Consider the following 13,836-nt stretch of genomic DNA (forward strand, 5'->3'; position numbering starts at 1 on the left):
AAGGCGTATGGATCGTCCTCCGAGTCGGTGGCTTCTTCTCTTGGCCCTCGGTACCCCGGCTTTGGCGCAAAGCGAGGCGGCTTCCCCGGAAAACCCGTGGCTTTGGGTCCTCGTCCTCCTCTTCGCCCTCTCCGCCTTCTTCTCCGCAAGCGAGACGGCCATCACCACCCTCTACCCGTGGAAGCTGAGGGAGCTCGCCGAAAGCAAAAACGGCCCCTTCCGCCTCCTTTCCAAGGACATCACCCGCTTCCTCACCACCATCCTCGTGGGCAACAACCTGGTGAACATCGCCGCCACCGCCTTGGTCACGGAGCTCGCCACCCGGGCCTTCGGCTCCGCGGGCGTGGGGGTGGCCACGGGGGCGATGACCTTCCTCATCCTCTTCTTCGGCGAGATCACCCCCAAGGCCCTCGCCGTCCACCACGCGGAGGCCATCGCCCGGCTGGCCGCTTGGCCCATTTACGGCCTCTCCGTCCTCTTCTACCCCCTCGGGCGCTTCTTCAGCCTCGTCTCCGGGGGGCTTCTCCGCCTCCTCGGCCTGGAGCCCCGGGGCACCCCTTTGGTCTCCGAGGAGGAGCTTAAGCTCATCCTGGCGGGGGCCGAGGAGTCCGGGGCCATTGAGCCCCAGGAGGAGGAGATGATCCACTCCATCCTGGAGCTGGAGGAGACCCCGGTGCGGGAGATCATGACCCCGAGGGTGGAGATGGTGGCCATAGAGGACGAGGCCACCCTGGAGGACCTCCTCGCCCTCTACCGGGAGCACCGCTACAGCCGGGTGCCCGTCTACCGGGAGAGCGTGGACCACATCGTGGGGGTGGCCTACGTCCAGGACCTCCTCACCTACTACTGCGAGGAGGACCTCAAGGCCTTCAAGGTGGCCTCCATCGCCCACCCTCCCTACTTCGTCCCCGAGAACATGGACGCCTGGAGCCTTCTCAAGGAGCTCAGGCGCCGCAAGGTGCACATGGCCATCGTGGTGGACGAGTTCGGGGGCACGGCGGGCCTCGTAACCCTCGAGGACGTGATAGAGGAGATCGTGGGGGAGATCTACGACGAAAGCGACGAGCCCGAGGAGCACCCCATCCGGCTTCTCCCCGACGGCGCCTACTCCATCCAGGCCCAAACCCCCATAGACGAGGTCTCCGAGGCCTTGGGGGTGGAGCTCCCCGAGGGGGAGTACGACACCCTCTCCGGCTTCCTCTACGCCCTCTTCGGGCGGATCCCCAGCGTGGGGGAGAGCCTGGAGTGGCAGGGCTTCCGCTTCGTGGTGGAAAGCGCCGACCAGAGGCGCCTGGAGCGGATCCGGGTGGAACGGGTGGTGGAGCGTGAACGCCAAGGCGGTTAAGGAGGTGTTGAAGGCCCACGTGGGGCGGGCCTACGCCCCCTACTCGGGCTTCCCCGTGGTGGCCCTGGTGGAGGCGGAAGGGGAGGTGTTCCTCGGGGTCAACGTGGAAAACGCCTCCTTCCCCCTCTCCCAGTGCGCCGAAAGGAACGCCGTGGCGGCCATGGTCCTCGCGGGGAAGCGCCGCCTGGAGCGGGTGCACGTGTATAGCCCCAAGGGGCCCATCCCCCCTTGCGGGGGGTGCCGGCAGGTCCTCATGGAGTTCGGGGGGCCGGAGGTGGAGGTGGTCCTCCACGGGCCCGAGGAGGAGGTGCGCACCACCCTGGGGGCCCTCCTCCCCCTGGCCTTCCGCCTCTAGAGGTCCAGGACCAGGGTCTGGCTGAGGAAGCCGGGGACCTCGAGGCGAAGCTCCAGCCGCCCCCTCCCCCGCTCAAGCCCGGGCCTCAGGCCCACCACCTGCACCCTCGCCTCCCCCTTCGCCGGGAGGTCCGCCCGCACCAGGAGGCGCTGGCCCAGAAGGACCAGGGTGCCCTCCGCCCGAAGGGGGAGGGGGTTGGGGTTTTCCAGGAAGAGGTTGACCCCGGCCCGGCGCACCCTAAGGGGCTCCAGGGGGAAGGCGAGGCGGGCCTTGAAGAAGGTGAGGTCTTGGCTCAAGGTTCGGCCCTCCAGGGCCACCTCCGCCCCTTCCCGGGAGAGGAGGGCCCGGGCGGTGGCCAGGGCCTCCTTCGGGGTGAGGCGCACGGGAAGGGAGGCCTCGGTTTCCCCGGGGGGGAGGGTGAGGTCCAGGGGCACCCTCACCTCCCCCACCCGAAGCCGCGTCCCGAAGGTGGCGAGGGGAAGGGGAAAGGGGTTGGGGTTCTTGAAGGCGACCCGCACGGCGAGGAGCAGGGCGGGCTCGGGGGAAAGCTCTAGGCCCCGGATCTCCGCCCCGAGGTAACGGGCCTCGGGCGGAAGGGGCCTTGGGGCGCAGGCGGCGAGGGCCAGAAGGCCGAGGAGGAGAAGCCCAAGCCTTCGCGCTAGAGGACCCATCCCTCCTCCTTTAGGCCCTCCAGGACGGGGAGGAACCTCTCCCAAAGGGGGCTTTCCGCCGGGTAGGGGGGCCTGGGGTAGCCCGCGGGGAGGCCCAGGTGCCTAAGGGCCTGCTTCAGGAGGGGCACCCCGCCCTTGGCGAGGAGGTCTCCCAGGGGGAAGAGCTTCTTCTGGAGCTCCTGGGCCTCGGCGAGCCTTCCTTCCCGGAAGTGGTCCAGAAGGGCCCGGTAGGCCCTGGGGGCGAGGTTCGCCGCGGCCAGAATCCCCCCTTCCGCCCCCAGGGCCAGGGCGCCGAGGAAGGTGGGGGCGTGGCCGGTGTAGACCCGGAACTCCTGGAGGCGGGCCTGGTAGAAGGCGATCCGGCTGAGGTCGCCGCTGGAGTCCTTGATGCCGAGGACGTTCGGGTGCGGGGCCAGGGCCTCCACCGCCTCGAGGGGCAGGTCCACCTTGGTGTTCTGGGGCACGTGGTAGAGGAAGAGGGGCATCTTCTCCGCCAGGGCCTCGTAGTAGCGGAGAAGCCCCGCCCCAAGGCTTCCGTGGTAGTAGCGGGGCGGGGTGGCGAGGAGGGCCATGGCCCCCGCCGCCTTGGCCTCCAAGAGGGCCCCTTCCGCCTGGGGCAGGGTCTCCTCCATGAGGCCCACGAGGAAGGGCTTCCTGGGCCTAAGGGCCCGGAGGCCCCGGGCCCTTTCCTCGGGGGTGAGGTGGACCCCTTCCCCGTTGGAGCCGTAGACGAGGAGGCCGTCCACCAGGGGTTCCAAGGCCTGGGCCAGCTCCCGGAAGGCCTCTTCATCCAGCCTTCCTTCCCGGTCAAAGGGGGTGGGGATGGGGGGCAGGATCATGCGCGCCTCCAGGCCCTTGAGCTTAACACGAGGAGGAGGTGGAGGCCGTAGGCCGCGGCGAGGTAGAGGTAGCTTGAGCCCTGGAGGAGGGCCCAGAGGCCGTAGGCGGCGAGAAGCAAAAGGACCACCCCAAGCCCTCCGCCGAGGCCGAGGCTTCCCGGGAGGAGGAGGCGGAGGAAGAGGGCGTAGGCGGGGGAGGGCTGGCCTTGCCTTCTGGGGAGGAAGAAGGTGAGGAGGTGGTAGAGGGCGAGGAGGAGGAGGGCGGCGAAGGCCCAGGCCCGGTACCCCTCGGGAAGGGGGAGGGGGAGTTGGGAGAAGCCGCGCCAGGGGTCCTCGGCCAGGCGGCGCGCCTCCGCCTCGAGGAGGAGGGTGTAGAGGGTGCGGAGGGTGGGGGCGGGCTCCCTTGGTCCCCAGGGGTCGGCGCCGAGGCCGAGGAGGCTTCGCACCGGGCCGGACCAGGGGGCCTTCTCGTAGGCCAGGACGAGCTCCTTCTCCCCCAAGAGGGCGAGGGCGAAGGGCAGGGGCGCCCCTTCCCTGAGCAGGGCCCGGGCCTGGGTGGGGTTGTCCCGGAGGAGGGTGTACCCCTGGAGGGCCTTGGCCCCGGGGGTGGGGGGCAGGGACCGGGCCCACTCCTGGGCCGCCGGGGTGAAGAGGGTCCCCTGGTCCAGGGGCGGGGCCCAGAGGGCGGCCCGGGCCTTGGCGTCCAGGCCGTAGAGGAGGAGGGCGGCGAGGGTGGCGAGGAAGAGGAGGAGGGCGAGGAGCCTTTCCCCAAGGCCAGCGTAGGCCAGGTGGAGGTGGCGCAGGCGCAGGAGGGGGTGGCGGAAGAACCCGCCCAGGTAGCCGCCGATGGGCCTCAGGTCCTTGAGCTGGGCGGGCAGGTAGAAGAGGAAGAGGTAGAGGAAAAGGGCGAGGTACGCCGTCCCCAGGACAAAGAAGGCGGGGGCGAGGAAGCCGAGGTCCGGCGGCCTCCAGGGGGCGGAAAGGGCCAGGGCCTCGCGCAGGCGGAGGGCGGTGGCCACCTCCCCTTGGGCCTCGAGGGCCTCGGCCATCTCCCGGAAGAAGGCCTCGGAGCCGGGGAAGAGGGGGGTGTAGCGCAGGAGGGCGAGGGTCAGGGCCTTGGCCCGGGCGGGGTCCTCGCCGAGGAGGGCGCGGGCCGCCTCCGCCATCCGCAGGACGCCCTCCTGGCCGAAGGGAAGCTCGGGCCGGTGGCCCCGGGCCCGGAGGTCCTGGCCGTAGGCGGCGAGGTCCTCCTCGCTCAGGGTCTCCGGGGGAAGGGCCCAGTAGGCGAAGTAGGGCCAGGGCCTGGGGGGGTTCAGGGCCAGGAGGAGGGGCCTGAGGGCCTTAAGGTCCTCCTCCTTGCCCTGGAAGGGGACGGGAGGGAAGGGGATGGGCAGGACCCGCTCCCCCTCCAGGAGGGCCTCGGGGCCCGGGCGGAGGGCGAGGACCTTTGCGGGGGCGAAGTGGTAGCGGACCGCCTCCTCTTTAAGGCCCGCCTCCACCACGAGGAGCCCTTGGGCCACGTAGACCCGCTCCCCCTCCACCAGGGGGCCCACCCAGGGGCCCTGGGGGAGGGGGAGGAGCCCCCAGGGGAGCTTGAGCCCCTCGGGGGTGAGCTCGGGCGGCGTGGGGGCGAGGAGGAGGAAGCGCCCCTCCAGGGCGCCCGAGGGCAGGTTGAGCCGCACCCGGTACTCCCCGGGGGCCTCGAGGGTGAGGGGGAGGGCGAACCTCCCTCCCTGGACCTCCACCTCCTCCACCCGGGTGCCCCCGGGGCCTTCCAGGGCTAGGGGGTAGCGCCCGTCGGGAAGCCCTTCTCCCGAGAGGGTGAGGGGCCCCCCCGCCACGGCCCCCTCCGGCAGGACGAGGCGCTGGCCGAGGCCTACCCCCAGGGCGAGGAGGAGCAAAAGGGGCCAGAAGCTCCGCATGGGCGTATTCTATCAGCATGGGCCTTTTGGACATGATCGGTCCCGTGATGGTGGGGCCTTCCTCCAGCCACACGGCGGGGGCCTGCCGCCTCGCCCTCCTCGCCCGCCACCTCCTCGGGGAGAAGCCCAAAAGGGTGGAGTTCGGCCTCCACGGCTCCTTCGCCAAGACGGGGAAGGGGCACGGCACCCACCTGGCCTTGGCCGCGGGGGTCTTGGGCCTCACGCCCGACGACGAGAGGCTCAAGGAGAGCCTTTCCCTGGCGGAGCGGGAGGGGGTGGAGGTGGTCTTCAAGGAGGTGGAGCTCGGGGACGTCCACCCCAACACGGTGCGGATGGTCCTCGAGGGGGAGAAGGAGCGCCTCGCGGTCACGGGCAGCTCCCTCGGGGGGGGTCTTGTGCGCGTCTTTGACGTGGACGGCTTTGAGGTGCGCATCACGGGGAGCGCCCCCACCCTGGTGATCAAGAACGTGGACACGCCCGGGGTGGTGGCCCGGGTGGCCCGCATCCTCGCCGACGACGAGGTGAACATCGCCTACCTCACCGTGAGCCGGAAGAAGCGGGGCGGGGAGGCGATGATGAGCATAGAGGTGGACCGGCCCCTCTCCGAGGTGCCCTTGCGCTACCTGGAGCACCTCTCCTACATCCTCTGGGTGCGGCAGATCCCCCCGGTGATGGGCTAAGCGTTCGTTCCCCGCCCAGGCTTTTCCCAAGCCCGCATGGGGTGGCCTTAGGCCCCCTTGGGGAGTTCCAGGCCCAGGCAGGCCCCTCCCAGGGGGCCCTCGCAGGGGAAGAGCCTGCCTCCGTGGGCCTCGGCCACCCGCTTGGCGGTGTAGAGGCCCAGGCCCGCGCTTCCCCTCCTGCCCTCCCCCTGGAGGAAGGGGCGGGCGAGGGCTTCCAGGGGCAGGGGAAGGCCTGCGCCGTCGTCCTCCACGAGGAGCACGCCTTCCCCCACCCGGAGCCGGACGCGGCTTTTGGCGTGGCGGAGGGCGTTTTCCAGGAGGTTGGCGAGGGCCCTTTCCACGAGGAGCCTTTCCCCCCGGGCGAGGCCCGCCCCTTCCACCTCCACGAGGAGCCCCCGCCTCTTCGCCTCGTCCCGGTAGCGGAGGAGGAGGTCCTCGGCCAGGGCCCTGAGGTTCAGGGTCTCGCCCCGGGGGGGGCGGGCCTCGAGGCGGGCGAGGGCGAGGAGGTTCTCCGTCAGGCGGTGGCCCCGGGCGAGCTCCTCCCTCAGGGCGCGGAGGAGGGCGACGCGCCGCTCCTTCCCCAGATCGTCCGCCCTCTCCAGGTAGTCCAAGAGGCGCAGGGCGGAAAGGAGGGGGGTCTTGAGGTCGTGGGCCAGGGCGGCGTACAGGGCCTCCCGGGCCTCCAGGAGCTCCTTGAGCCGGGCGAGGAGCTCGGAGAACCGGGCGCGGAGGAGGGCGATCTCCTCCGGAGGGGGCTCCTTGGGGGTGGGGAGGCGGAGGGCCTCCAGGGGCCCCTCCTTCAAGGAGAGGTAGGCCAGGGCCCGGGTGAGCTCCTCCAGGGGCCTGAGGAGGCTCTTCGCCAGGAAGTAGCCCGCGAGGCCCGAGAGGAGGGCGAGGAGGAGAAGCCAGAGGAGGAGGGGAGGCCAGGGGCCTTCCCCCAGGGCCCCCAGGGTGAGGGCCAGGACCAGGTTGGGCAGGAAGGCGAGGAGGGCGATGACCAGGGCGAGCCTAACCCTTAGGCTCATCGCGACCCGCCGAGAGCACCGCCAGGAAGGCCTCCTGGGGAACCTCCACCTTGCCGATGGCCTTGAGGCGCTTCTTGCCCTCCTTCTGCTTCTCCAAAAGCTTCTTCTTCCGGGTCACGTCCCCGCCGTAGCACTTGGCGAGGACGTCCTTCCTCAGGGCCTTCACCGTGGCCCGGGCGATGATCTTGCCCCCGATGGCCGCCTGGATGGGCACCTCAAAGAGCTGCCTGGGGATGACCTCGGCGAGCTTGTCCACGATGGCCCGGGCCATGGTGTAGGCCTTCTCCCGGTGGGCGATGAAGGTGAGGGCGTCCACCACCTCCCCGTGCACCAGGACGTTCACCTTCACCAGGTCCCCGGGCCGGTAGCCCGCCTGCTCGTAGTCCATGGAGGCGTACCCGCGGGAGACGCTTTTCAGCCGGTCGTGGAAGTCGTAGAGGATCTCGGCGAAGGGGGCCTCGTAGACGAGCTCCACCCGCTTCTGGGCCCCGGGGAGGTAGTTCATGTTGACGAGGCGGCCCCGCTTCTCCTGGAGGAGCTGCATGAGGCTTCCCACGTACTCCTCGGGGGTGAAGATGGTGAGCTTCACGTAGGGCTCGAGGATCTCCTCAATCCGCGTGGGGTCGGGGAGGTCGGCGGGGTTGTGGACCTCCACCTCCTCCCCGCTTTTGAGCCGCACCTTGTAGACCACGCTCGGGGCGGTGGCGATGAGGGAAAGGCCGAACTCCCGCTCCAGCCTCTCCTGGACGATCTCGGCGTGGAGAAGCCCGAGGAAGCCGCAGCGGAAGCCGAAGCCCAAGGCGGTGGAGGACTCGGGCTCAAAGGTGAGGGCGGCGTCGTTGAGCTTCAGCTTCTCCAGGGCGTCGCGGAGCTTCCCGTAGTCCCCGGAGTCCACGGGGTAAAGCCCGGCGAAGACCACGGGCTTGGCCGGGCGGAAGCCGGGGTAGGGGGAGGGGGTGGGGCGGTCCGCCAGGGTGATGGTGTCCCCCACCTGGACGTCGTGGATGTCGCGGATGGCGGCCACGAGCCACCCCACCTCCCCGGCCTCGAGCGCTTCCGTGGCCACCAGGCCCTGGGGGGTGAAGACCCCCACCTTGTCCACGGTGAACTCCTTCCCCGTGGAGTAGATGCGGATCCGGTCCCCGGGGCGCACCCTCCCCTCAAAGAGGCGGAGGTAGGGGATCACCCCCTGGTAGGCGTCGTAGACGGAGTCAAAGATGAGGGCCTTCAGGGGGGCCTCGGGGTCCCCTTTGGGGGGCGGGATGCGCTGGACGATGGCCTCGAGGATCTCCTCCACGCCCTCCCCCGTCTTCCCCGAGGCGAAGATGGCCTCGTCGGCGGGAAGGCCCAGGACCTCCTCCACCTCGAGGGCCACCTCCAGGGGGCGGGCGTTGGGGAGGTCTATTTTGTTGATCACCGGGATGATCACGTGCCCGTGCTCCAAGGCCATGTAGAACTTGGCCAGGGTCTCCGCCTCCACCCCCTGGCTCGCGTCCACCACGAGGAGCACCCCCTCCACCGCCGCCAGGGCCCGGGAGACCTCGTAGGTGAAGTCCACGTGCCCCGGGGTGTCAATGAGGTGGAAGACGTACTCCTCCCCGTCCTTGGCCCGGTAGGTTACCCTGACGGCGCTCGCCTTGATGGTGATGCCCCGCTCCCTCTCCAGCTCCAGGGAGTCCAAGAACTGCTCCCGCATCTCCCGGTCGCTCACCGCGTGGGTGAGCTCCAGGATGCGGTCGGCCAGGGTGGACTTGCCGTGGTCCACGTGGGCGATGATGGAGAAGTTGCGGATGCGGCTTAGGTCCATCCTCACCATCCTCCGGGCTCCCTCGGGCAAAGTCAAGGGCGCACTCGGGTCCCTAGGAGGGGCGCCGCTCCAGGAGCCGGCACCCCTTGTACCGCCAGACCTCGCGAAAGCCCGGAGGGTCGTCCTCGCCGTAGCGGCGGTACAGGGCGCCTGCGCCCGGGCAGACGAGGACGCGGTCCACGTAAAGGCTTGGGGCAGAGAGGGCCAGGGTAAAGCCGGCGTCCGGGGGGAGGAGGAAAGGCCGGGCGGTGCCCGCCCAGGCCAGCAGGCGGTAGCTCTCCCGGTCGTCGGCCAGGATGGAGCGGGGAGGCGCCTGGGCCAAGGCTTGGCCGATGGCCCGCTCCAGGGCATCGGGAGGGGGCTCAGGGGAGGGTAGGAGGGCCCATCCCAAGGCGGCCTGGAGGAGGGCGAGGCCAAGACCCACGGCCCGGATCCTGGGGCCCAGGGCGAGGCGGGGAAGCCCCCCTAGGGCGAAGAGGAAGAGGAGGCCTACGGCCAAGGGGAGTGTGTAGCCAAAGCCTAAAGGGGGGAGGGCGAGGAAAAGGAGAAGGGGCACGGGGTAGAGGAGGAAGCTTGCCCGCGGGCGGAGAAGGATCAGAAGCCCCATTCCCAGGTAGGCCGGGCTTGCAAGGAGGACGGTTCCTAGTGAGGGCGTTTCCTTGGGCAGGGCTGCGTAGAGGAAGGCGGTTTCCCCGGTGAAGGTCCAGGAGAGGTAGCCCCAGGCGAAAAGGGTGGAGAGGAGGGGAAAGAGGAGGACGAGACTCGCTGCGGCCCAGGCCGGGGGCTCCAACCTGCGGAAGAGGCCGAGGCCCAGGGCGAAAAAGAGCCCCAGGGGAAGGGCGATGGGGGTGGTGTAGACGGCGGCTCCGAGGACGAGCCCGGAGGCGAAGAGGTGAAAGGAGAGGCCCTCGTCTAGCCAGCGCCGGTAGAACGTCCAGGCCCACCAGAGAAAGACGAGGCCGAGGGTCTGGGCCAGGTCCTCGGCCACCAGGTAGAAGGGCGCGGGGGAGAGGAGAAACCCCGCGAATAGTACGAGGAGAAGGGGCTCGCTCCGCCGCCGCGCCTCCGTCAGAAGAAGGCCGAAGCCGAGGCCCAGCGCTAAGGCGCCGAGGACCGCCGGGGCCCAGGGAGAGGGCCAGGGAAGGAGGAGGAGCAGGGGGAGGGGCGGGTAGCTGAAGCCCAGGGTTTCCAGCTTGCCCCGGTCCAGAGCAGTGTAAACTTTTCCCAAGTAAGCGGCGTTGGCGTGGCTCAGATACCCTTCCTGAACGAGGGCAAGGGCGGCCACCCCTACGGGAAGGGCGAGGAGGAGGCCGAGGAGGGGTTCAAGGGGCAGGCTCAGGCTGGGGCGCTTCCTGCTTGCTGAGGCCATGGAGGGTCTTCTCCCAGTAGAAGGGCTTGGTGAAGAGCTGGCTCAAGGCCTTGTAGGCGGCGATGCTGTGGAGGATCCAGTACACCGGGTTGAGGAGGGCGTAGGGCACCAGAGGGTAAAGCCTGCGCTTGAAAACCGCCAGCATGTTGAGGTAGACGGCGAGGGCGTTACCGAGTAAGAGGTTGAAGAGGGAGAGGTAGAGGACGAAAGGGGGAAAGTAGGGCTCGAGGGCCCGGGTGCCCGTGAGGAGCCAGAGAAAGAACAGGGCCCAAAGCCAAGGGCTGAGGAGGAAGGTGAGGGGGGTTCCGGCGATGAGGAGGAAAAACCCCAGGAACTTCCAAGGACCCACCTGCCGGAGAAGCCTCCAGGGGTTACGGCTGTGGACCAGGGTGGTCTGCATGTACCCCTTGATCCAGCGGGACCGCTGGCGGATCCAGTTGCCCACACGGTTGTTGGCCTCCTCGTAGGTGGTGGAGTTGACCACGCCCACGGTGTAGCCCCGCATGGCCGCGCGGATGCCGAGGTCGGCGTCCTCCGTGACGTTGAAGGGATCCCAGCCCCCAAGCTCCCGCAGCTTTTCCGTCTTGAAGTGGTTGCTCGTGCCCCCAAGGGGGATGGGAAGACCCAGCCGGTCCAGCCCGGGGAGGAGGTAGTCAAACCAATAGGAGTACTCCAGGGTGAACATCCGTGTGAGGAAGTTCTCGTTCCAGTTGAAGTAGTTCAGGGCGGCTTGGACGCAGACCATGTGCTCCGGTCCCTTGCGGAAGGCTACAACCGCCTTCTTGAGCTGGTCGGGCTCCGGCTGATCCTCGGCGTCGTAGATGACCAGGTACTCCCCCCTGGCGAAGAGGAGGCCCACGTTGCAGGCCTTGGGCTTGGTCTTAGGCTGGCCGTGGGGGACGATCACGAACTGGACGTTGTCCGAAGGGCGGGCGGCCTTGGCGGCCTCGAGGGTCTCGGGGTCATCCTCTTCAATGAGGACGAGGATTTCTAGCTTTTCCTTCGGGTAGTCCATGCGGGCGAGATTGCGCATGAGGAGGCCCACCACGTTGGCCTCCCGGTAGACGGGGACCAGGATGGTGTAGGTGGGGAGGTCCTCGTCCTTCAGGGCCCGAACCTCCTTCTCCGTCACGGGGGCGTGCCGCTCCACCCAGGCCCCGGCGAGGCTCACGGCGAACTTGAAGAACACACTTACGAAGAAGAAGGCGTTGACCAGGAAGTTCAGGAGGATGAGGGTCTCCCTGGGGTGGAAGTAGAGGCCTAAGAGGGTGCCTAAGACTCCCAGGGCGAGGAGAAGGTACTGCCCCGGGGTGAAGACGGTGTAGGCGGACTCCTCAGGGTTCCGGTAGTAAAGGGCGTAGACGGCCCGGTCCAGAATGGGGCCTTTATAGTAGGTGCGCAGGGTCCAGTCAATGTCCCAGTCCGTGGTCACCAGGAAGAGGAAGGCCTTGGCGCTAAAGCGCTTTTCCAGAGCGGCTTCCAGCGCTTCTCCGGGCCGCTCGCTCACGGCCACGAGCAGGGTGCCGTCTTTCCGGAGCCTCAGGGGGAGGGCCCGGTGGCGGAGGGCCTCCTCCAGGGGCCAGCGCCGGAGGAGCCGGGGATCGGGCCGCTCCTCCGTGAGGAGGACGAAGGGCAGACCCCAGAGGGTGGAGAGGGCCCGGTAGAGGTCCTTCCTGCGGACGTAGCCCAGGGCGAGGAGGATGCGGCCCAAGCGTTCCCCGCTTCGCCGCTGTAGCTCCAAGGCCCGCGCGAGCTCCTCCTCCCGGAGAAGCCCCTGCGCCACCAGGAACTCCCCGAGCCTAGGCCTTTCCACGGCGCACCACCTTGGGATAGAACCAGACCAAAAGAAGCAGGGCGAGGAGCCCGAGCCCCAAGTACACCTCCCGGCGGTAGCGGGCGAGGAGGGAAGGGGGGTTTTCGGGGAGGGGCTGAACCCGGAGGTCGCTTTCCCGAAGGGCGAGGCTCACCACCGGGCCTTCGGGGCCTCCCAGGACCAGGTCCCCGTGGAGGCCGAACCACCCTTCCCGCAGGGCCTCCTGGAGGAAGGGAGCGAGGAGGCGGCCGTCCTGGCTGGTGTGGCTAAGAAGCAGGACCGGGCCCCCCTCCGAGGCGAAGGCCTGGAGGGCGGCGTAGGGCGCGCCGGGGTTGACCTCCAGCCAGAGGGTTCCCGCGCCGTCCACCAGGCGGAAGCCGGGGGTGCGCAGAGGAGCCTTAAGGGTCTAGGGGAGGCCCGGGCCCCCGAGGGCGAGGAGGGGCCTCGGGTGGGGGTCGGAGGCCACCTCGGGGCGTAGGGGGGTTCTCGTGGTCTCCTGAAGGGCCTGGACGAGGCGGGCGGCGAGCTGGAGCTTGAACCGGTCCAAAGGTTCCAGGTAGACCCAGAACTGGGGGAGGAGGGCCTGGGGGAAGGCGTCCAGCCCAGAAAGGAGCTCCCCTCTCCCCAGGACCAGGTAGGAACCGGGGTCCAGGGTGGCGGTGAAGGGCAGGGCGCCGTAGGTGCACCGCCCCTCCGGGGGGGCATAGTGGAAGCGCACTTCCAAGGTGTTGTTCCGCTCCAGGAGGCGGGAGGGGAGAGGGGTGTAGAGGTCCAGGACGGTGCCCTCCAAAGGCGCCGTGTAGAAGGCCACGCCGTTTAGGAGGAGCTCCGCGTAGCCCCGCTTGGGCTCCACGGGGCTGTGTACGGCCCGGAGGCGGAGGCCAAGAGGAAGGTGGTCGGGGCCGAGGTCCGCGAGGGCGAAGGTGTAGGCGGCGGTGAGCGTCCCGTACCCCTCCACCCGTTTAGGCCCGTGGCCCAGCTGGGCCAGGCTTACCCGGGGGCCCAGCTCCTCGGGGGCCTTTAAGGTGAGGGTCTGGGTGGCTTCCCCGGGGAAGGGGGCCTCCCGCAGGCCGGGTTGGGCCAGGAAGAGCCGGGCCGCTTCCGCGAGGTCGCCGAGAAGGAGGGCGAACCCCTGGACCTGGGCCCCTATCTCCTCCAGCCAGACCACGTAGCGGGTGAAGGGGGAGGCCGGGGGCCACCTGGGGGGGTAGGGTTCCAGGTCCAGCTCCGGGACCCGCCCCGGGTAGGTCCGGGCCAGGAAGCCCGCAAGCCAGAGGGTGGCCTGGGCGGCCTCGGGAGGGGGAGGGTCGGGCAGGTAGAGGACCACCCGCTCCAGGTAGGGTGGGAAGAACTCCGCCAGGGTCTTGGGTGGCGTGGGGCGGCCGGAAAGGTGGAGGCGGCTTTCCGGAAGGAGGCGCAGGCGGTAGAGGCGCTGGGCAGCGCAGAGGTCTTCTGCGGGGAACCGGACGCGGAGGGTCAGAGTGAGGAAGCCGTTTTCCGCGGGGACGCCCTTTAGGGGGACCCGGAGGGTCTTCGCGGGGAGGGGGGCTTGGAGGAGGGGACGCTCCGCCGCGAGGACTTCCAGAACGCCCCGGGCTTCAGGCAGAGCGGCGAGGAGGAGGTCCAGGGCCTCCGCTTCCAGGCCGGGGTTTACCGGGAGGTACAGGGTGGTTTCGGCCTCGGCCCCCACGAGGGAAATTGGAGCCGGGTAACCTAGGTTTGTCAGGGAAAGGGTGTATGCGCCTTCAGTGAGGCTTTCCCCGAGAAGGAGCTCTTCGCTTCTTAGGAGCGGGGGCAGATTGGGCCAAGGAAGCAGGTTCTTGGAAGAGGCCCGATAGGTTTGATCGGCCTGGGGCTTGGGCGGAAAGGGCTTGTGCGCCATCCACCAGGCCAGGCCGCCGAGCAATAGGCCGATCAGGAGAACCCAAGACCACTGCTTAATAGACCCCATCATTTTAAACATAGCCGATGCGCATCAAAACCTTGTGAAAGTCTGAGGGCCGGGGTTGC

Annotated in this window: 12 protein-coding genes; 3 read left to right on the forward strand and 9 right to left on the reverse strand. The window is 69.3% G+C overall.

From position 1 onward, the window contains the following. Positions 1 to 7 precede the first annotated feature (7 nt). Positions 8 to 1,345, forward strand: coding sequence for a hemolysin family protein (locus TTH_RS03815; RefSeq protein ID WP_011228155.1), 1,338 nt, complete (start codon positions 8 to 10; stop codon positions 1,343 to 1,345). Further along, positions 1,326 to 1,700: a cytidine deaminase gene (locus TTH_RS03820; protein WP_011172831.1), complete on the forward strand. Its 375-nt coding sequence runs from the start codon at positions 1,326 to 1,328 to the stop codon at positions 1,698 to 1,700. Before TTH_RS03815 ends, TTH_RS03820 begins: the two co-directional genes overlap by 20 nt. On the opposite strand, the gene TTH_RS03825 is transcribed toward TTH_RS03820, so the two are convergent. From TTH_RS03825 to TTH_RS03835, 3 genes are read right to left on the reverse strand one after another with little or no spacing between them, the layout of a single operon-like run. Further along, positions 1,697 to 2,371, reverse strand: a complete 675-nt coding sequence (locus TTH_RS03825) for a hypothetical protein (protein ID WP_011228156.1) — start codon at positions 2,369 to 2,371, stop codon at positions 1,697 to 1,699. The genes TTH_RS03820 and TTH_RS03825 overlap by 4 nt on opposite strands. After that, positions 2,359 to 3,210, reverse strand: a complete 852-nt coding sequence (locus TTH_RS03830) for a dihydrodipicolinate synthase family protein (RefSeq protein ID WP_011228157.1) — start codon at positions 3,208 to 3,210, stop codon at positions 2,359 to 2,361. The genes TTH_RS03825 and TTH_RS03830 overlap by 13 nt, the downstream gene beginning before the upstream one ends. Further along, positions 3,207 to 5,132 carry a hypothetical protein gene (locus TTH_RS03835; protein ID WP_011172834.1) on the reverse strand — a complete coding sequence of 642 codons (1,926 nt, stop codon included), beginning with the start codon at positions 5,130 to 5,132 and terminating at the stop codon, positions 3,207 to 3,209. Before TTH_RS03835 ends, TTH_RS03830 begins: the two co-directional genes overlap by 4 nt. Before the next feature lie 17 nt (positions 5,133 to 5,149). Between TTH_RS03835 and sdaAB the strand changes: the two genes are divergently transcribed. Further along, on the forward strand, positions 5,150 to 5,812 hold the full coding sequence (sdaAB, locus tag TTH_RS03840) for an L-serine ammonia-lyase, iron-sulfur-dependent subunit beta (RefSeq protein ID WP_011228158.1): 663 nt from the start codon (positions 5,150 to 5,152) through the stop codon (positions 5,810 to 5,812). 47 nt (positions 5,813 to 5,859) lie between these two features. Here the strand turns inward: sdaAB and TTH_RS03845 are convergent, their stop codons facing one another. From TTH_RS03845 to TTH_RS03870, 6 genes are read right to left on the reverse strand one after another with little or no spacing between them, the layout of a single operon-like run. After that, a complete protein-coding gene (locus tag TTH_RS03845) occupies positions 5,860 to 6,837 on the reverse strand; it encodes a sensor histidine kinase (RefSeq protein WP_011228159.1) in 978 nt (325 codons plus the stop codon). Further along, the gene (gene lepA / locus TTH_RS03850; protein WP_011228160.1) at positions 6,821 to 8,653 is read right to left on the reverse strand and encodes a translation elongation factor 4; all 1,833 of its coding nucleotides are present in this window, start codon (positions 8,651 to 8,653) and stop codon (positions 6,821 to 6,823) included. Before lepA ends, TTH_RS03845 begins: the two co-directional genes overlap by 17 nt. A gap of 43 nt (positions 8,654 to 8,696) precedes the next feature. After that, positions 8,697 to 10,013, reverse strand: a complete 1,317-nt coding sequence (locus TTH_RS03855) for a hypothetical protein (RefSeq protein ID WP_164926041.1) — start codon at positions 10,011 to 10,013, stop codon at positions 8,697 to 8,699. Then, entirely contained in the window at positions 9,967 to 11,826 is a 1,860-nt protein-coding gene (locus TTH_RS03860) for a glycosyltransferase family 2 protein (protein WP_011228162.1), read from the reverse strand. The genes TTH_RS03855 and TTH_RS03860 overlap by 47 nt, the downstream gene beginning before the upstream one ends. Further along, the gene (locus TTH_RS03865) at positions 11,813 to 12,193 is read right to left on the reverse strand and encodes a hypothetical protein (RefSeq protein WP_011228163.1); all 381 of its coding nucleotides are present in this window, start codon (positions 12,191 to 12,193) and stop codon (positions 11,813 to 11,815) included. Before TTH_RS03865 ends, TTH_RS03860 begins: the two co-directional genes overlap by 14 nt. 39 nt (positions 12,194 to 12,232) lie before the next feature. After that, positions 12,233 to 13,516: a cellulose biosynthesis cyclic di-GMP-binding regulatory protein BcsB gene (locus TTH_RS03870; protein WP_164926042.1), complete on the reverse strand. Its 1,284-nt coding sequence runs from the start codon at positions 13,514 to 13,516 to the stop codon at positions 12,233 to 12,235. Positions 13,517 to 13,836: the final 320 nt, after the last annotated feature.

Origin of the sequence: Thermus thermophilus HB8 (assembly GCF_000091545.1) — a bacterium.
Classification (GTDB): Bacteria; Deinococcota; Deinococci; order Deinococcales; family Thermaceae; genus Thermus; species Thermus thermophilus.